Source organism: Paenarthrobacter sp. GQ52, assembly GCF_059759005.1.
The window spans coordinates 221,033-238,306 of the sequence record NZ_JCAXEJ010000002.1 but is presented as its reverse complement, the minus strand read 5'-3'; the positions used below and the strand labels follow the sequence as shown (position 1 = coordinate 238,306).

Below are 17,274 nucleotides of genomic sequence, written 5' to 3'. Positions count from 1 at the left end.
CCCCCGGGGGTAGTCAAAACACCCATGGGGGTATAGTTATGGAGATGGAAGTCGACCTTTGGAGAGAACTTTGGAACTCAATCCCGCCGAACTGACCCCCGTGATCAACCGGCTCAAGCGTGCCCAAGGCCAGCTCGCGGCTGTTACCCGCATGTTGGAGGAAGGCCGGGACTGCAAGGATGTCGTTACCCAGCTTGCGGCTGTTTCCAAGGCACTCGACAGGGCCGGGTTTGCCATCATTGCTACAGGCTTGGAGCAATGCATTGTTCAGAAGGATGCGACGATGGACAAGAAAGAGCTGGAGAAACTTTTCCTGTCCCTCGCCTGAAATATTTTCCCGACGACAACCGCCGTCGGATTCTTTGCAACCACCGGTCGCGACCGTCCGTGCGAATAGATATCCAGCTTAACCTTCCACCCGTAGTCCTGGTTCGGGTGTACTCCGCTCAGGCAGGGCAGGGGCGGAGAGGTGCTATGCCGTCCAATGGGCACAGGTCCAGCACCTTGCTCGGAGTTGGGCCGGCCGGAACGGTTTAATGAGGTAGGTGGTGGCACTAAGTGCAGTGCGTCTCTGGACCACTGGCTTTGGGTTTGCATGGAATCCGGTGGACGTATTACTGTCTTCCTACTAAACCGGTATGGGCGACAGAAGCCCGGAGAGGAGGAGCGCATCACCGCTGACCAATCCAAGCACCACGTCCCATTTCCGTTGAAAGCCCCTCCCGGGGGGCTTTCCCTATGTCTGATAGTAATTCGGGGGCGAAGGGTATCGTAAGCATGCTTATGATATTCGGTAGTTTGTATGTCCCGACAGATTCGGTCGGGGTCTTGGTTCTCTGTCGTTGTGAGGAGTAGTCCATGGTCAGCTTTCGGCCCCTGGCCCGCATCGCCGCGGTTTTGACCACCCCGCTTGCGCCGGAAGACGTTCTGGCCCTGTTCAATCCGGTGTATTCGTCCCGGCAGTTACGCGGGATCGTGACCAGGGTCGTCCAGGAAACTGCGCAGTCGGCCACTATTTTCTTCCGTCCCGGCCGCGGCTGGCACGCCCACCTCGCGGGCCAGTGGGCGAGGATCGGCGTCGATCTTAACGGGGTCCGCCAATGGCGTTCCTATTCACTGAGCGCGCCGGCGGGCAAGGATCCGGCCATCACCGTCACTGACGTCGGGTCCGTGTCAGGGACCCTGGTCCGGAAGACCAAGGTTGGTGACGTCCTTTTTCTGGCTCCGCCTCAGGGCGACTTTGTCCTCCCGGAGCACCCCCGTTCACTCCTCATGCTCACTGCGGGAAGCGGCATCACACCCGTCATGTCGATGATTCGAACACTTGTCCCAAGCCGCCCCGACGCAGACGTTGTGCTGATCCATTCCTCCCGCGACGAAGGCGACAGTATCTTCCGCGAGGAACTGGCTGAACTTGCTGATCAATTTCCCAATTTCCGCTTGGTGCAGTGGCACACCAACGGCCGCGGCCGCATGGACTTCACATCCACGGCCGTCCTGGAAGAGGTCTGCCCGGACTGGCGTGACAGGGCAGCGTATGCGTGCGGCCCTGAGTCTTTCCTGGATGACGCCGAAGCTATGTGGAACCACGCAGCGTTGACTGCTGTGGCCACATCAGGCGAGGAAACCAATGGTGGAACAGGCCACGGCTCGCTCACTATCGAACGATTCAGCACCGAGCTCCTGGGAGGCGAAGGCAGCGAAGGTGGCGTGGTCACGTTCGAAGCTTCCGACCGCGAGGTTATGGCCGACGGCGGGGTCCCCATCCTCGATGTCGGCGAGGACGCAGGGGTGCTGATGCCCAGCGGCTGTCGCATGGGCATTTGTCATAGCTGTCTAACTCCTTTGCTCGCCGGAAGGGTCCGAGACCTTCGCACCGGCGAGATTCATGGGGCGCCCGGGGAACTCATCCAAACCTGTGTCTCGGCAGCCGCCGGGCCCGTCAACCTCGAAATCTGAGGAGTACAACCGCATGTCAGTAGTTTCAGCCAAAAGGTCCGCCGCCGCCGTCGAACCCAAGACACGTCCTGGTGCGCTTGCCGATGGGGGCAGGCCCACGGTGCGGCCACCGGCAGCCGCACATCTGAGCGACGAGCAAGTGGCCCAGCTGGGCCGTGAGCTCGATGCGCTCCGTGACGAGATCCTTGCCAAGCGGGGCTCCAGCGACGCCGCCTACATCAGGCGCATGATCAAGCTCCAGCGAGGGTTGGAAATCTCCGGTCGTGCCGCGCTACTTGTAGGCAGGAACAAGGCCGCCTGGTTCACCGGCACAACACTCCTCAGCGTGGCCAAAATCCTGGAGAACATGGAACTTGGCCACAACATCCTCCACGGCCAGTGGGACTGGATGCGTGACCCGGACATCCACTCCACCACATGGGAGTGGGACTTCGTTACACCTTCGCGGTCGTGGCAGCACACTCACAATGACCTTCACCACCGCTGGACGAACGTTGTTGGCAAGGATCGCGACGTCGGTTACAACCTTTTACGCATGGACCCCGATCAGGAGTGGAAGCCCTTCAACCTGGGAAATCCTCTCTACAACGCCTTGCTTGCGCCCGTTTTCGAATGGGGCATCGCCATCTACGACTTGGAGATCCCCGAGTACAAAGAGGGCCTGAAGTCGAAGGAGGCCATGAACAAGGACCTTAAAGCGTTGGGGCGGAAGGCACTTAAGCAGTTCGCCAAGGACTATGCAGCCACCCCGGCTCTGGCCATGCTGTCGGGTTCGGGGAAGCAAGCCCTCTACGGCACGCTCGCTGCCAATGCCATACGCAACGTCTGGGCCCATGCGGTCATCTTTTGCGGCCACTTCCCCGAAGGAACGGACACGTTCACCGAAGAAATGGTAGAAGGCGAAACCCGCGGCGACTGGTACGTCCGTCAGATGATCGGCTCCGCCAACATCTCGGGTCCACGGTTCATGCATCTCATGACAGGAAACCTGTCGCATCAGATCGAGCACCACCTCTTCCCGGACCTTCCCTCCAACCGGTACGCCGAGATTGCACCCAAGGTCCGCGATATCTGCGAACGTTACGGCCTGAAGTACACCACCGGACCGTTGCCGAAGCAGGTCGGCTCCGCGTGGGCTAAAGTCTTCAAACTGGCTCTGCCGCCACGGCGGTAGAGCCTCCGCGGCTACAGTGGACTTGGCAGGGAGTCACAGCGGAGGGTGCCAGCTCCAGGGAAGTGGTAGAGGCGGAAAGCAAGCCCCTCAGGAACTCTTTGGTCGTAGCCTCGCTGCGATTCGTTCCAGTGCGTCGTCGACAGGAGCAAATGTTGGGGGCAGGTTCAGGAAGCCATGAAGCATGCCCCGAATCCTGACCTGCTCCACGTCCACGCCGCGGGCTGCGAGCAAGGCACTGAAGGCTTCGCCTGACGCACGCAACTCGTCGTATTCGGCATTCAGCACCAGTGTTGGTCCGAGGCCATCCAAGTCTGCAGTGGCGGGCATTGCGTATCCCGGAATGGGATCATCGCTTGACGTTCCCACGTAATTCTCTGTTGCCAAGTGGATCATCCGAGGCGTCAGCCTCAAGGCAGTAGGTAATTCCGCCAACGCGAGCCGCAGGGACTCCGAAGGAGCAGGGAGTTCGGCGTGCATCATCGGGTACACCAGCACAACCTGCTCCGGCACCCACATGTCCTCGTCGCGGAGCCGCAATGCGGCGGCGGCAGCCAAATTTGCACCAGCGCTGGCGCCACCCACGGAAAGCGAGGTAAGGCCCAACCCCGTCATGTTCGCCTGTACCCATCGGATAGCAGCAACGACGTCGTCAAGGGGTACCGGGTACTGCACACCGTTAACGGCCAGCCGGTAGTCCACGCTCACGATTGTTGCCGATGCCCGCTGCGCTAACTGCCGGGCAGTCCAGTCAGCCTCTTTGGTGTCCAGGTCCCCGAATTGGAAGGCGCCGCCATGCATCCACACCAAGGCGTGCGGGGAATCAGCTTCCTGGTTCGGTTCCACAGGGGTGTAAATGCGCAGTGGTACCGGACCGTGCGGGCCGGGCCAGAGACTATTCGGGTGGTGGCAGACGGAGGGCGAGGCGCGTCCGGGTAGGCATCAAATGCCTCCATCTGTGCCCTCATCAGTGGCTCACTAAGGCCCGCTTCCAAGGAAGGAATGCCCTCCAGCAAGGGGAGCCGGGTGGCGATGCCAGGGTGAAACGGCATGGGTTCCTTTCGGGGTTGCGGCTTTCAGTCGGCGTTGACGAGGAGGCTAACCCTCACCGCGCTGATGTGCTTGTCCGAGAGGATCTCGAGGCGCTCATCCCCGTTGAGGTATCGCCCTTCCGTTAACCCGGTGTCTGTTACCACCAACTCCCTCACTGCATCAAGCTCAATTTCACAACCGGGCTTGTGGAAGTCCACTTGAGCTCCTTGGCCTACCACAATGAACTCGGTGGGACTGATGGCCAGGACCATCCCGAAGGGACGGGCGTCTCCGGGGGTGGGGCCATGGGTGGCAGCAACGGTTTCTTCCAGGAGTTCCGGCGCGGGAGGAACCCGAACGCCTGCGTCCAGGAGCATTCCTTCGAGGAGCTTCCTGGAATTTCGAACCGTAATTGCTGTACCCGCCAGTTCCGTGCTGGTGGATTCCTCTTGCGGGTCGAGAGCGAAACCGAAAATACGGCCGTCGCGCTGGGCATCCACGATCTCTGGAGTCAGGGAAGTGATGATGGAGCAGGCAGCGCTGAACTGATTGCCTTCCCTGCCTTCTTCCACACCGAAGACGTTGTAGCCCAGGCCACCAAAACCGCCTATGGCCAAGAACGCATCTCCGGCCCGGAATCGCGCTTCGGGGACGAATAGGGGATTGGAAGCGGAGGCGTATTGCCGCATGACTTCCTCCGCGTTGGGAACGTAAATGTCCGGTGCCAGGAAGTCGATGGCCGGCGCCGCGGCACGCCACACAGGCACCATGTCGGCCGTCGGTCCGCCGCTCGGGTACTGGCCGGGCAGGTCCTGGCCGCGTTGCGGGCCGATCCACGCGTTGGCGTACGTGGGGAGCGGCAGAACCTCCTTCCCGGCTGCCGCCAAACCTCCCACAAAGGATGCAAATTCCCAGGCCATAAACGTCTCTTCAGCAACGGGGTTGTCATCGCCGAAGTGGTCCGCCCAGCTCTTGCTGCCGTCCGGACGCGCGCCAAGGGCCCGCACAAACTCCTGGTCAAAGGAATCCGGTTCTTGGGAAACCGCAGCAAGAAGCTGCTCGGGGAGCGGTGCATTCCATGCGGCCTCGGCGAGCGCACAGTGGTCTCTTCCTGCCCCCAACAGCCCCACTTCGTTTTCAACCTGAACCATGATGACTGTGTGGTCCGGATCGATCAGAGCCACATGCGTCAACAGGGCAGTGTAGGCAGTTCGGTCCGCTTCAAAGAGATTTTCAGAGAAGACGGACAAGCTGGGCCGCGGCATGGATCCCGGATACGAGAAGGGGGTCTTCAACGGCTTGACGCCTCTGTCCGCGCGCGGGAAACGTTCACGGTCAGAGCGAACCCAGCCGGGGGCATACGTGGAGAAAGCGTTCTTGAACGCCCCGAACCAAATCATGACCAGACGGACGCCGGCGGTCCGAGCGTCCTCTACCAACCCGTCCACGATCGAGAAGTCGAACTCTCCCTCCACCGGCTCTGTTTGTTCCCAGGACACAGGAGCGATGACAGTGTTGACCCCGGACTTTGCCAATTTGTCCCAAATAGGCGACATGTAGCTCCGGTGCGACGCACTCGAATTATGCAGTTCACCCCCGATGCAGAGAAACGGCTTCTCCTCAACAATGAGCCGGACGTGGCCGCCTGTCCGCTCGAGTCGCGGGAGGTTCTGGTGTGCCATGGTGATCAATCCTTAATGCTTGGTGGGCGAAATAAGTTGGTGGGCGGGGCTACTGGGTTCAAGCGGAACGGGGAGCGACTGTCAGGTTGAATTCCCGGGAGGTCAGGCCGTTGCCGATCCGCACCCGGAACTCGCCTGGCTCCACGATGTATCCGGTACGGGGATGGTTGGTCCAGAATCCCAGATCATCGAAGCCTATGGTCAGTGATACACGTCGTTCTTCTCCAGCCGGTACGAATACTCGTTTGAAGCCCCGCAGCTGCCTGACGGGCCGGGTCACACTTGCCAGGAGGTCAGAAATATACAACTGGACCACTTCGTCGCCATCCTTTGTTCCGGTGTTGCGAACGATGGTGGTGAAAGAGATCCTGGATCCAGCGCTCAACTCGTCCAAGGTGACTGAAAGTGCTTGGTCCGGCGATGATTCCAACTCAAAAGATGTGTAGCTGAGCCCATATCCGAAACCGAATTGTGGCCCCAGCTCCAAGTCCAGATACTTCGACTTGAAGTAGTCATCGGTGTTGTTGGGGCCGGTAAGCCCAACATCGGGCCGTTTGTGAGCAAGAGAGCCTCCAGTACGGGCAGGCCTCCCGGTTGACTCGTGGTTGTAGTAGATGGGGACTTGACCCACGGAGCGGGGGAAGGACATGGGAAGCTTGCCGCCGGGGTTGACCGCACCGGTAAGGAGATCTGAAATTGCTTTTCCTGCTTCAGAGCCCAGATGCCATGCCACCAGGAGGGCAGGACATTGATCAATCCATTCGCTGACAACCAGCGGGCGGCCTGTCATGAGGACTACGGCAAAGGGGGTGCCTGAGCCGGCAATGGCCCTGATCAGTTGTTCCTGGTCTCCGGGGAGGTCCAATGAACTCCGCGAGCTTGCCTCACCGGAAAGGTCACTGGGTTCTCCAACCGCCACAATCACAAGATCTGCCTCCGCTGCGGCGGCGGCAGCCTCAGCCTGCAGTCCCGGATCGGAGTCAAAAAAGGTAGCGCCGGGAAGCGTGGTCACCACAGAGTCCGGCAGGGCTGTGGTCAGCGATTCCACAATGGAGGTGGACGTGGGTGAGGCGAAATACTGTACCCAGGCCCCGAGGTGGTCCCTGCTTTCGGCATAAGGACCCACCACTAGAATGCGTTGTCCCCTGGGCCTCAAGGGCAACACGCCGTCGTCGTTTTTCAGCAGGACCGCGCAACGCGCGGCGGTATCCCTTGCCGCTGAGAGCGAGGCTTCATCGGGGCCGGTTGCGGCCGTTGGCTCGTCCACATAAGGGTTGTCGAACAGGCCCAGAGCCTGCTTGAGCCGCAGCACGCGGAGCACGGCGTCGTCCAAGCGCGCGGAGTCCAGCAGGTCCTCGCGGATAATGGGCTCACCGTCGCTCAGCAAGGAACCGCCCATTTCAACATCGAGACCTGCTGAAAGTGCCAGGCGTCCGGCGTCGGAAGCGTCGGCCGCAATGCCATGGTCCACAAGCTCGCCCACGCCGCCGGCGTCTGCCACCACAATGCCGTCATGTCCCCACTCATTCTTCAGGACATCGGTGAGCATCTCCCGGTTGGCGTGCATGGGTACGCCTGAGACGGCGTTGAAGCTCGCCATGACACTGGCAACTCCTGCTGCGACCGCGGCCCTGAAGGGTTCCAGATACACGTTGTGGAGCCGCTGGACCGAGATGTCCGTGGTGTTGTAATCACGGCCTCCTTCGGCGGCACTGTAGCCAACAAAGTGCTTTGCGCAGGCGGCAATGGATGCGTTGGAGGAAAGATCATCACCCTGGTAGCCCCGGATCTTGGCCTCCCCGAAAACGGCATTGAGGTAGGGATCCTCGCCAAACCCTTCCACCACGCGACCCCATCGGGGGTCCCGCGACACATCGATCATGGGCGAAAAGGTCCAGTTCACTCCATTGGACCGGGCTTCCTTCGCAGAGAGCGAGGCATCGGCCCTTGCCACCTCGGGATCGAAGCTGGCAGCTTGTGCCAGAGGAGTGGGAAAGATGGTGAACTGGCCATGGACCACGTCAAGGCCGATCAGGAGGGGGATACCGTGCGGGCTTTCCTCGACGGCGATCCGCTGAAGCGCGTTGGTGGCCTGCGCCGAGGCAGGCCAGAACAACGCCCCGGCACCGTTTCGGGCAAGGTTTCCCGCTTCTGCAGGGTCCGGCCTCCAAACGATCTGAAGCTGTGCCAGTTTCTGCGCATAGGTCATGCAAGCCAGGATCTGCTCCGGCTGTACTTTAACTTTCACGGTGAGGATCCTCCTGCGAAGGTTTGTGGACCTGGTGCCTTATGAGGTCCAGTGTGCGCATGATGGCCAGAGAGTCACTCAGCGGCATCACAGAGCTTTGCGAGCTACCCGACTCGAGCAGCGCGTGAAACTCGAGGATTTCGTACCTGAGTCCGCCGCCAACAATGGGTGCCTGAATGATGTGGGACTGCTGAAGTCCCGGCCCTGAGGGGTTGTAGCGCGAAACAGTCAGCTCGTTGGGGCAATGGTGCGGGGCCGGCAACTGGATGAAGCCCTCCGTCCCCAGAATCCGTGCGTCGTTGGGAAGCACTGTGGACATCGAGGAGCTGATGTATCCGGTTGTACCGCCGCGAAAGGAAAGAAGCGCCGTGGTGTCCAGGTCCACCCCGCTGGTGCTGTTGCGGCCGAACGCGGCGACGGCCGGTTCATCTCCCAGGAGCCAGTGCGAGAGCTGGACAGGGTAAACGCCCATCTCCAGCAGGCTTCCGCCGCCCAGCCGGGGATCATACAAATGAGGCCGCGCCCGCGGGCCGGCCTCCGGAATCGGGAACCCGAAGGACGCTTCAACCTTCCGCACTTCTCCAATTGCACCATCGTCCACCAGCCGCTTCAGCTCGACGTACGCGGGAAGGAACCGGGACCACATGGCCTCCATCAGCACTGTTCCGGACCGCTTGGCGGTTCGGGCAAGGTCCAGGGCCTCGGCGTGGGTGGCGGTAAAGGGCTTTTCCACCAGGACGTGTTTTCCCGCCTCCAGGAATTGCGCGGCAAGCTCATGGTGGGATCCTGCAGGGGTGGAAACGTACACCGCGTCAATAGTGGGGTCATGGGCAAGATCCTGAAAGGACAGGTGCTGTGTTGGGATGCCGAATTCGGAACAGAACTTCCCTGAGGCCGCCTCGGTCCGGGACGCTGCAGCAGCGAGGAAGGCAGAGGGGACTTCAGCAAGGGTCTGCGCAAATTCACGGGCAATGGTTCCGGTGCCGGCGAGCCCCCATCTCACAGTGTTGTTGCCGGGCACGTCAATCCTTTCCTTGCAGAGCCAGGTCTGCAGAGTCGTCCAGGGCGGCAGTGTCGGCAGAGACCGCGGCATCATCGGACAGCCGTCCATCGGGCAGCAGCAACGCTGCAATGAAACCCAGGATGTAGACGCCGGCCAAGGCAAGGAAAACGGGAGAAAAGACGCCGTGGTAAATCAATGCGATCTCAGCCTGCAAGGCGGGGTCTGCGGCGTGGACCAAGGCAGGTGTCAGGGTGTGGGAATCGAGCCCGGTTGGCAAGAGCGATGCGACGCCGAACCCCACCACGCCGCCGACCACGGCTGATCCTACGGTGGATCCGATCTGCCCGCTGAGTCCCGCGGTTGCGGTTGCGGCGCCAAGTTCACTGCGTGGTGCAGCACCTTGCACGATCGCAATGGCGAGGCTCATGAAAGCTCCCGTGCCGAGGCCCACGAACGCCATGATCAGCGCCGGCACCCACAGCGGCGCACCCCCCGGGAGCAGGGACATGGCTCCGAGCCCGAGTGCTCCCATCACCGTTCCTATGATGGGAAAAACGCGGTAGCGGCCCGTTCGCGACGCAAGCCAGCCAGTCACCAGATTGCCCACCAACATACCCAGCACTGTGGCGATGGGTACCAGCCCTGAGATGGTGGCACTGACGCCATAGGCCATCTGGAAATACGTTGGCAGGTACGCCGTGGCTGAGATAAGCCCGGCACCCATGACTGCTGAGAGTCCCACGCCTGCACTGAAGGTGCGGTTGCGGAACAGGTGGACCGGGATGATGGGGTTCTGCTGGCCACGCTCGACGACGACAAGCCCACCTAGCGCTGCTGCGCCGGCTCCAAGGGCGATCCATGCTGCGGAGTTCCCGGAGCTGAACCACGCAACTGCCAGCACCACCGCCACAAGGACAGCGGTGAGCAGTACTGCCCCAACGACGTCGAACCGTTTTTTGCCCGCCGGTTCGATGTGCGGAACGGCAATGACTGCCAGGAGAAGTGCGGCAAGCCCCACCGGGACGTTGATCCAAAACACCCAGGGCCACCCCCAGTGGTCCGTGATCAGACCGCCGAGGAGCGGCCCGATCAGAATTGCCACCGGGAAAGCTGCGCCGATCAGTGAGAGGTACGCAGGACGCTGCCTTGGAGTGGTGACCTCGGCAACGATCGTCTGCGACATCAGCTGAAGACCCGCGGCGCTCATGCCCTGGAGGACCCGGGCGACGACGAGCTGGGTCATGTCATGCGCGAGGCCGCATATGAAGGAAGCTGCAACGAAGCCGATGAGCGCAAGGAGGAAGACCAGCCGCGGTCCCACCCGATCGCCCAGCCCTCCGAGTACCGGGAGCAGGACAGTACTGGCGAGCGTGTAGCCCACTACCACCCAGCTCATGTGCTGGAGAGCTCCGAGTTCGCCGGCGACAGTGGCCAAGGACGTCGAAACGATGGTGTGATCAAGGGCTCCAAGGAATGACACCGCCAGGAGCGCTGCCATGAGGAGCCGGAGCCGGGTGGGAGAGATCCGGACTGTGTTGCTGCTGCGGTTGCGGACTTCGGTCACGGCGTCCCGGCGATCTCGGCCTCCAGGCTGTGCAGAAGCGCATGCTGCCGGCGGACCTGCTCAATGGATCGGTAAGGGAGCCGATCGCCTTCATATTCGCTGGACAGGTAACCGGACCATTCGTTCTCCTTCAGGGTCTGAAGGATCTCGCGCCACGGAATCTGGCCGTCAACCAGGTCATCATTGATGTCGAAGAATTTGGCCTGAATGAACGACACGTAGGGGAGAACATCCACAAGGTCAGACATGGGAACGGCAAGGGGTTTACGCCAGCCTTCTTCCTGGGCTTCTTCGCTAAGGCCGTCATGCTTGGCGGTGGTGATTGCCCTCTGGAAGATGCCGGTGTCGATGAGCAGGCGGAAGTTCTTCGATCCGGTTCGCTCGATGAAAGCGATGTACTCGTCCACCACCGGGTGCTTGATGGGAGTGGGCGCATGGATTTCCGGGCAAATGATGATATCCAGCTCGGCCGCGAGATCGAGGTTGCGCTCAATCACTTCCTCCCAGATCGGGTGTGGGCGCAGGTCCATGGACACTACACCGATCTTGGGTCGGATTGAGGTGAATCCAAGGCGATGGGCCAGCCGAAGATCACGAGCCAGCATCACAGCGCCCTCATCTGCGGTGAGGTCGCGGTCACGCCACATGCTCGAGTCGATCCAGGACCCGTAGTTTGTAGGCTCCAGCTGGTATTTTTCGAGCAGCCCGTACCACTGGTCAATCCATGCAGTGGACGGTTCCGGATAGTTGGGCACATGCCCTTCGCCCAGGATCTCAATACCCGTGGCGCCGATGTCAGCTATTTGTGCCATGGCGTCTTCGAGGGTGAGGACAGTGTTGATATCACCGGTGTAGCTGTAGAGGGAGACGCCGTACTTGAGGTTGCTCATGCGAGGACCGTGACCTTTCGCTGGGACGTGAAAACGGACGGTTGGAATTCAGCCGGGATGTAGGGCGCGTGCAGCGCAATATCAACGCGAACATCATGGACACCTACGGCCAGGCCGCCTGCGAGCGGCACCATGACAGTGGCCACTTCATCGAGCTGCCAGCGGACATCGGTGGATTGGCGCAGTTCCTGGATGCTGAAAGTGCGTCCCTGGAGTGTCCAGCGCGGTACTTCCCGGCTCCATTCCTGGCCGTCCACTGTGACAGCCACACCGTCGATGAGGCTTCCCCAGACGCCCCGGTAGTTGGGCATGCGCAGGGCTATCTCGAAACCGACAATGTCGGTTCCTTCCTGGACGTTGCGAAAGCCCCGGCTTTGGATCAGTTCTCGTTCGAGGACCATGTTTTCCTCACTTCTCTGTGGACGTGGAGTTGATTGATTCGGCGATGTGGCGTGCACCGGCGACGGCCAAGGCCACCCCGGTCAACGTTGGGTTGCAGGCTGTGGGAGTGGGGATGACACCGTTCCCGGCAACAAACAACCCTCTGACGTCCCACACCTGTCCGGTGGGATCGCACACAGCGGTTCCGTCGTTGGATGTCCCCATCCGCAGGGTGCCTTGATAGTGCAGTGAGGCCCCGGCAGGGAAGGTGAGCGGTTCATCGCCCAGTGGCTCTCCCAAGGACCGGGCAGCGGCAACCACCGATTGGCGTGCTGCGGAAAGTGTCTGCTCGTCACGCTCCGTGAAGGTGTAGTGGATGTTCATCGCCGGCAGCCCGTAGGCATCCGTGGTGTCTTCGGAGAAGACAACGCGGTCGGAGGCTTGAAGGTCCTTGGCGCAGAACCACCCCAGGCCCACGATCGAACCAGGGATGACATCTCCGGAGATGGGCACCGGCGAGGCGTCGAGTTGCATGACCTGCCCATGAAAGGGCTGCTCATCCGTGAAGGGCACCCAGCTGACACCGCTTTGGGCGGTGATGGTGGTGTCGCTTGACGAAGCAGCGGGAACATCATCCTCGACCCCGGTCAACCGGACTGCGTGGACAATCTGAGGCTGGTCGTTCAGATACCGGCCGAGTGCTTCGGGACGGATACCGGATGCGAACAGCAGCTGCGGACCGCGGAGGGCATCGGCGGCAACTACGACGTACCGCGCCGCAATTTCATGCTCGTCTCCGGACTTGTCGTCGCGCACCCGCACACCGCTGACCTCGTCTCCGTCGGTCAGCACCCGGACAACCACGCTTTCGTCGAAGAGGCGGGCCCGGGGGTTGTTTCGCGTCTCGTCACCGAACACCACGTCAGCTCCAGACCAAATGAAGCGGCCGTCGTCAGTGCGGCGGACCGCCAGCGGCATGGGCTGAACACGACGGTCAGGTGCGCGGCCGCCGTCGAGCGCCGTTGCCAGACGTGAGCGGACGAGATCGGCCAGGGGAGCATCAGCCAGGGCCTCCGAGCTGACCGAGAGGAGGCGTTCGGCCTCGCTCAGAAGCTCATCCATGTTCGGAAGGAACGCAATGCGCTCGCTTCCACCCGGACGCGGGCATGCCCCGGTCCAGTGGGCCGCCATCCCGCCAACATTGCTGGAGAATGCAAGACCCGGCAGTCCAGCCTCGCCGGGCTGCTGCCAACCGTCATCAAGCAGGAAGGTGCCGGGCCGCACCGGGCGTGCGACGTCGCGTGCGTACTCTGCTATCTTCCCGCCAGTTGGCAGGGCGCTCACTTTTCCCTCGGAACGGCGCTGGGCAACTTCGCGATCCTGAACACTTGCGATGTTCTTCACGTGGGATCCGGGCGGATCACTGATGGTGGGTCCGGCCTCAAAGATGGCAATGCTCGCCTGGGGGCTGAGCTCCGAAAGTATCCGTGCGTAAGTGGCGCCGGCAGGGCCACTGCCGATGATTGCGACGTCGACGCCGGCCGGATAAGGGCGCGCTGAAGGTACTGCTGTGGTGGTCATGCTGTTCTCCGGGAATCTGTAGAAGGGAGGGCTTCACGCCCTGGTGGTTTGCTCAGCGGGCAGCTGTGGACAGTGCGGGTTGAGCGTCAAGAAAAAGTCGTCGTTCCCGGCGCCGCTCGGCCTGACGGGCCGGGTTGGCGATAGGGGAGGCCAGAAGGAGGGCCTTTGTGTAGGCATGGTGCGGATTGGCAATAACCTGCTCCGTGATGCCGGTTTCCACAATTTCTCCCCGTCGCATCACCACCACGCGCTCGCTGATATGCCGCACCACATCAAGATCGTGAGTGACAAACAGGAGCGAAACCCCGGTCTGTTCTTGTATATCGGAGAAAAGTTGAAGAACCCGTGCCTGGGTAGAGAGGTCCAATGCACTGACGGGCTCATCACACACAATGAGCTTGGGATTCCGGCACAAAGAACGGGCGATTGCGATGCGTTGCCTCTGGCCACCGGAGAACTCGCGCGGGTAGCGGGTGCTGGCGTTGGCGGGCAGATTCACAACATCCAGGAGTTCCCGGACCCGTCGTTGAGCATCAACCTTGGACGTTCCGGAAACCTGCATCGGCTCGGACAAAATGTCGCTGATGGTCATGGACGGATTCAGGGAGGTATAAGGATCTTGAAAAACCACCTGGATGTCGCTGCTCAGTGCCCGGCGTTCCTTCTTGTTGAGCTTGGTGATTGACCTGCCGTCGAAATGGATGTCGCCGCCGGTCACGGGCGCGAGCCCGAGCACTGCACGGCCGATGGTTGACTTACCGGATCCGGACTCGCCTACGAGTCCCAGGGTTTCCCCGGGTTTGATGTCCAGGCTCACGCCTTGCAACGCCCGGAATGTCCGTTTTCTGCCGAACCCGCCAACCCTGTAGTCGACCGTCAGGTCGGTGATCCGCAGGAGGGGGTCAGCTTCGGGCAGCGTCTGGCTGAGGGAAGTCATCGTGCACCTTCTGTCTCGGTGGTCTTCTCAGAAACGACGGCGTGTTCACCCTGCGGTTTCGAGGTTGAATCGAGGGCAGAGTCCAAGAGGAGGCGTGTGTACTCTTCCCGCGGGTTGGTGAACAGCTCAGTCACCTCAGCTACCTCCACAATTTCTCCGTTGCGCATCACGGCCACTTGGTCGCACAGATCCGCTACGACGCCGAAGTTATGGGTCACCAGGACCACTCCCATGCCGCGTTCTGCCTGAAGGCTGCGAATCAGGTCCAGCACGTCGGCCTGCACAGTAACGTCCAGGGCGGTGGTGGGCTCGTCGGCAATGAGCAGTTCCGGATTGCAGGAAACGGCTCCGGCAATGAGCACGCGCTGCGCCATGCCGCCTGAGACTTGATGCGGGTAGGACTTGAAGACACGCTCCGGATCAGGAATGCCCACGCGGGCTAGCAGTTTGATGGCTTCATCTTTTGCAGCCTTCGCTGAGATTCCCAAATGGTGTTGCATTGGCTCGGTGAGTTGGGACCCGATGCGGAAGGCGGGATCGAGGTTGCTCATGGGCTCCTGGGGGATGTACCCGATCCGGGCGCCACGCAGGCGATTGCGCTCCTTTGGAGTCATCCCCAGCAGATCCGCTCCTGCGAAACTCAACGTCCCCGCAGTCATTTCGGCTTGACCGGGCAAGAGTCCCAGGACCGAGAAGGCAGTTTGTGATTTACCGGAGCCTGATTCTCCCACCAGGCCAAGGATCTGGCCGCGCTTCACCTTCAAGGAAATGCCTTTGACGACGTCGGACTTCTCACCGTTGGGGCGGGGGTAGGAAACCTGGAGATCGTCGATGACCAGGAGTGCGTCGCCAGGATCCACAGGCGCTTTCTTCACTGGCCGTACAGGTTCAGGAGTTGTAGTGGCCTGCTTTGCTGCTTTTACTCTTTTGGCGGGGCCTGCAGAAGATCCGTAGTTCGCCAAAGCGTCGCGGAAGCCGTTTCCTACCAAGGTGCAGGCCATGACCGTCAACACCAGGGCAACGCTTGGCCAGAGGAGCAGCCAGGGAGCGTTGAAGATGTTCTGCGATGCGTCGTTGAGCATCAGGCCCCAACTGGCTTTGTCAGAGGAGCCAAGGCCGAGGAAGGCGATGCCTGCTTCGATTCCTATGCCGGCGCCTGCCAACAATGCCGCCTGAATGATGGTGGGCGTGATGACTACGGGAAGGATGTGGCGAACCATGATGCGGATATCGCCCAAGCCGGAGACCCTGGCTGCGTCCACGTACAACTCTTCCCGCACGGCCCGGACCGAGCCGCGGATGAGCAGGAACACCGAGGGGGCGATCAATATGCCGAAGACCACCAGTGCAAGTGAGGTGCTGCGTCCTACACGGGCCAGCACTACAAGGAGCACAACGATTGCCGGCAGCGAGAGGAGCGCGCCACTGATCCACATGCTGACACCGTCGATCCATCCTTGGCGGTAACCTGCCAGGAGCCCGGTGGGTACTCCGATCAGCAGGCTCACGGCGATGACGATCGCGGCACTTGAGAGGCTGGTCTGGGCGCCGTAAACGAGGTTTGCCAGCACGTCGCGGCCCACACCGTCAGCGCCTAGTGGGTGCTCAGGGGTGAATGGAGGTGCAAGGACATCGGCGAGGCGCGTGGCGGTGGGATCGTAGGAGGAGATCAACGGTGCGAGGACCGCCACCAGCCCGAGCAAGGCGAGGAACACCAGGGAAATCACTGCTGCGGGTTCACGAAGAAACTTCTTGATCAGTTTGTCGCCTTGTGGCGCGGAGCTAACCACTTCAAGGGACTTGCGGGTGCCGGTGACAAGGTTATCGGTCATGAGACACGAACTTTCGGATTGATCCAGCCTTGTGCCAGATCGACGAGGAGATTGACGACGACGACGAGCACCACGGTGACCAGGACAATCCCGAGCACAACGGGCAGGTCGCCACGGCCGGCTGAGTTGTTGGCCTGGGTGCCAATACCGGGGATATTGAAAACTTTCTCAATGATCACCGAACTGGAGATGGCCACAATGAACATCAGGGATACCGTGGTGAGGCTCGGCCCGGCGGCGCTGCGCAAGGCATGCTTCACCACAACGCTGCGCTCGGGGAGGCCCCGGCTGCGCAGTGTTCGAACAAAGTCCTGCTGCATCACATCGATCATTGACCCCCGGACCTGCAGGGCGATGGAAGCCAAAGAACCCAACGCCAGCGCAACTACGGGGAGCGTGATGGAGGCGAGCCATTTGCCGGGAGAATCGCTGAAAGAAGTGAACCCGGTAGCCGGGAGCATGCGGAGTTGGACAGCGAATACCAAAGCCACGACCAGTGCCACCAGGAAGCCGGGAATTGCCTGCACCAGGGTGGACGCCACTTGCAGACCGCGATCGAGTCGTCCCCGGCGCAAGGCGGCGGTGACCCCGATCAAAGTTCCGAAACAGGCAGCGAGGATCAGTGACCCGATCACCATGGACAGGGTGGGAGGCAGTGTTTGGGAGAGTAGTTCTCCTACTGGCTGGTTAGTGAACCAGGACCGACCCAAGTCTCCGCGGACGGCTGATCCGAGCCACTGGAAGTATTGGGTGATCAACGGTTCATCCAGGCCCAGCTGCTGGCGCTTGGCCTCCACCTGTTCCACCGAAGCCACCGGCCCCAAAACCTGACGGACAGGGTCTTGCCCTGTGAGGTTCAGGAGGAAAAACGTCGCAGTGGAAATAACGAACATGAGCACCAGTCCTGAGGCCAGGCGGCGAAGGATAAACATCAGCACGGCAGCTCCTTGGGCTTCGGGAAGATGAGGGATGGGTAGGGGAGGCCGGCCCTGGA

14 protein-coding genes are annotated in these 17,274 nt (G+C 61.2%); 3 read left to right on the top strand and 11 right to left on the bottom strand.

Translation table 11 applies throughout. The annotated features are described in order from the left end of the window. The first annotated feature begins 70 nt into the window (after positions 1-70). The 3 genes from AC6CH8_RS04625 (at position 71) to AC6CH8_RS04615 (ending at position 3,133) form a co-directional block, all read left to right on the top strand. Complete coding sequence (locus tag AC6CH8_RS04625) at positions 71-328, top strand: metal-sensitive transcriptional regulator (protein ID WP_190987860.1); 258 nt, start codon at positions 71-73, stop codon at positions 326-328. Between the two features lie 530 nt (positions 329-858). Further along, positions 859-1,959 (top strand): ferredoxin reductase, encoded by a 1,101-nt coding sequence (locus tag AC6CH8_RS04620; RefSeq protein ID WP_498188978.1) that lies wholly within the window; start codon positions 859-861, stop codon positions 1,957-1,959. A 13-nt stretch (positions 1,960-1,972) separates the two neighbouring features. Next, entirely contained in the window at positions 1,973-3,133 is a 1,161-nt protein-coding gene (locus AC6CH8_RS04615) for a fatty acid desaturase family protein (protein ID WP_498188977.1), read from the top strand. Between the two features lie 87 nt (positions 3,134-3,220). Here AC6CH8_RS04615 and AC6CH8_RS04610 read toward each other — a convergent pair whose 3' ends face one another. From AC6CH8_RS04610 to AC6CH8_RS04560, 11 genes are all read right to left on the bottom strand, one after another. Next, complete coding sequence (locus AC6CH8_RS04610; protein WP_498189249.1) at positions 3,221-3,988, bottom strand: alpha/beta hydrolase fold domain-containing protein; 768 nt, start codon at positions 3,986-3,988, stop codon at positions 3,221-3,223. 218 nt (positions 3,989-4,206) lie between these two features. Then, positions 4,207-5,844 (bottom strand): DUF5597 domain-containing protein, encoded by a 1,638-nt coding sequence (locus AC6CH8_RS04605; protein ID WP_498188976.1) that lies wholly within the window; start codon positions 5,842-5,844, stop codon positions 4,207-4,209. A gap of 58 nt (positions 5,845-5,902) precedes the next feature. Next, positions 5,903-8,092, bottom strand: a complete 2,190-nt coding sequence (locus AC6CH8_RS04600) for a glycoside hydrolase family 3 N-terminal domain-containing protein (protein WP_498188974.1) — start codon at positions 8,090-8,092, stop codon at positions 5,903-5,905. Beyond that, positions 8,082-9,113: a Gfo/Idh/MocA family protein gene (locus AC6CH8_RS04595; protein ID WP_498188971.1), complete on the bottom strand. Its 1,032-nt coding sequence runs from the start codon at positions 9,111-9,113 to the stop codon at positions 8,082-8,084. Before AC6CH8_RS04595 ends, AC6CH8_RS04600 begins: the two co-directional genes overlap by 11 nt. Position 9,114: 1 nt before the next feature. Further along, positions 9,115-10,659, bottom strand: coding sequence for an MDR family MFS transporter (locus AC6CH8_RS04590; RefSeq protein ID WP_498188969.1), 1,545 nt, complete (start codon positions 10,657-10,659; stop codon positions 9,115-9,117). Further along, on the bottom strand, positions 10,656-11,549 hold the full coding sequence (locus AC6CH8_RS04585) for a sugar phosphate isomerase/epimerase family protein (RefSeq protein ID WP_498188968.1): 894 nt from the start codon (positions 11,547-11,549) through the stop codon (positions 10,656-10,658). The genes AC6CH8_RS04590 and AC6CH8_RS04585 overlap by 4 nt, the downstream gene beginning before the upstream one ends. Further along, positions 11,546-11,950 carry a C-glycoside deglycosidase beta subunit domain-containing protein gene (locus tag AC6CH8_RS04580; protein WP_498188966.1) on the bottom strand — a complete coding sequence of 135 codons (405 nt, stop codon included), beginning with the start codon at positions 11,948-11,950 and terminating at the stop codon, positions 11,546-11,548. The genes AC6CH8_RS04585 and AC6CH8_RS04580 overlap by 4 nt, the downstream gene beginning before the upstream one ends. 7 nt (positions 11,951-11,957) lie before the next feature. Then, entirely contained in the window at positions 11,958-13,511 is a 1,554-nt protein-coding gene (locus AC6CH8_RS04575) for a GMC oxidoreductase (protein ID WP_498188965.1), read from the bottom strand. Between the two features lie 52 nt (positions 13,512-13,563). Continuing rightward, positions 13,564-14,448, bottom strand: a complete 885-nt coding sequence (locus AC6CH8_RS04570; RefSeq protein ID WP_498188963.1) for an ATP-binding cassette domain-containing protein — start codon at positions 14,446-14,448, stop codon at positions 13,564-13,566. Further along, entirely contained in the window at positions 14,445-16,280 is a 1,836-nt protein-coding gene (locus AC6CH8_RS04565; RefSeq protein ID WP_498188961.1) for a dipeptide/oligopeptide/nickel ABC transporter permease/ATP-binding protein, read from the bottom strand. The genes AC6CH8_RS04570 and AC6CH8_RS04565 overlap by 4 nt, the downstream gene beginning before the upstream one ends. Further along, positions 16,277-17,212, bottom strand: a complete 936-nt coding sequence (locus tag AC6CH8_RS04560; RefSeq protein WP_498189247.1) for an ABC transporter permease — start codon at positions 17,210-17,212, stop codon at positions 16,277-16,279. The genes AC6CH8_RS04565 and AC6CH8_RS04560 overlap by 4 nt, the downstream gene beginning before the upstream one ends. Positions 17,213-17,274 lie beyond the last annotated feature (62 nt).

What these genes read in the sequence shown, in the direction of transcription:
- AC6CH8_RS04560 (WP_498189247.1), bottom strand. Translation starts at nt 17,212, where the DNA reads ATGTTTATCCTTCGCCGCCTGGCCTCAGGACTGGTGCTCATGTTCGTT.
- AC6CH8_RS04570 (WP_498188963.1), bottom strand. Translation starts at nt 14,448, where the DNA reads ATGACTTCCCTCAGCCAGACGCTGCCCGAAGCTGACCCCCTCCTGCGG.
- AC6CH8_RS04575 (WP_498188965.1), bottom strand. Translation starts at nt 13,511, where the DNA reads ATGACCACCACAGCAGTACCTTCAGCGCGCCCTTATCCGGCCGGCGTC.
- AC6CH8_RS04585 (WP_498188968.1), bottom strand. Translation starts at nt 11,549, where the DNA reads ATGAGCAACCTCAAGTACGGCGTCTCCCTCTACAGCTACACCGGTGAT.
- AC6CH8_RS04615 (WP_498188977.1), top strand. Translation starts at nt 1,973, where the DNA reads ATGTCAGTAGTTTCAGCCAAAAGGTCCGCCGCCGCCGTCGAACCCAAG.
- AC6CH8_RS04565 (WP_498188961.1), bottom strand. Translation starts at nt 16,280, where the DNA reads ATGACCGATAACCTTGTCACCGGCACCCGCAAGTCCCTTGAAGTGGTT.
- AC6CH8_RS04620 (WP_498188978.1), top strand. Translation starts at nt 859, where the DNA reads ATGGTCAGCTTTCGGCCCCTGGCCCGCATCGCCGCGGTTTTGACCACC.
- AC6CH8_RS04605 (WP_498188976.1), bottom strand. Translation starts at nt 5,844, where the DNA reads ATGGCACACCAGAACCTCCCGCGACTCGAGCGGACAGGCGGCCACGTC.
- AC6CH8_RS04580 (WP_498188966.1), bottom strand. Translation starts at nt 11,950, where the DNA reads ATGGTCCTCGAACGAGAACTGATCCAAAGCCGGGGCTTTCGCAACGTC.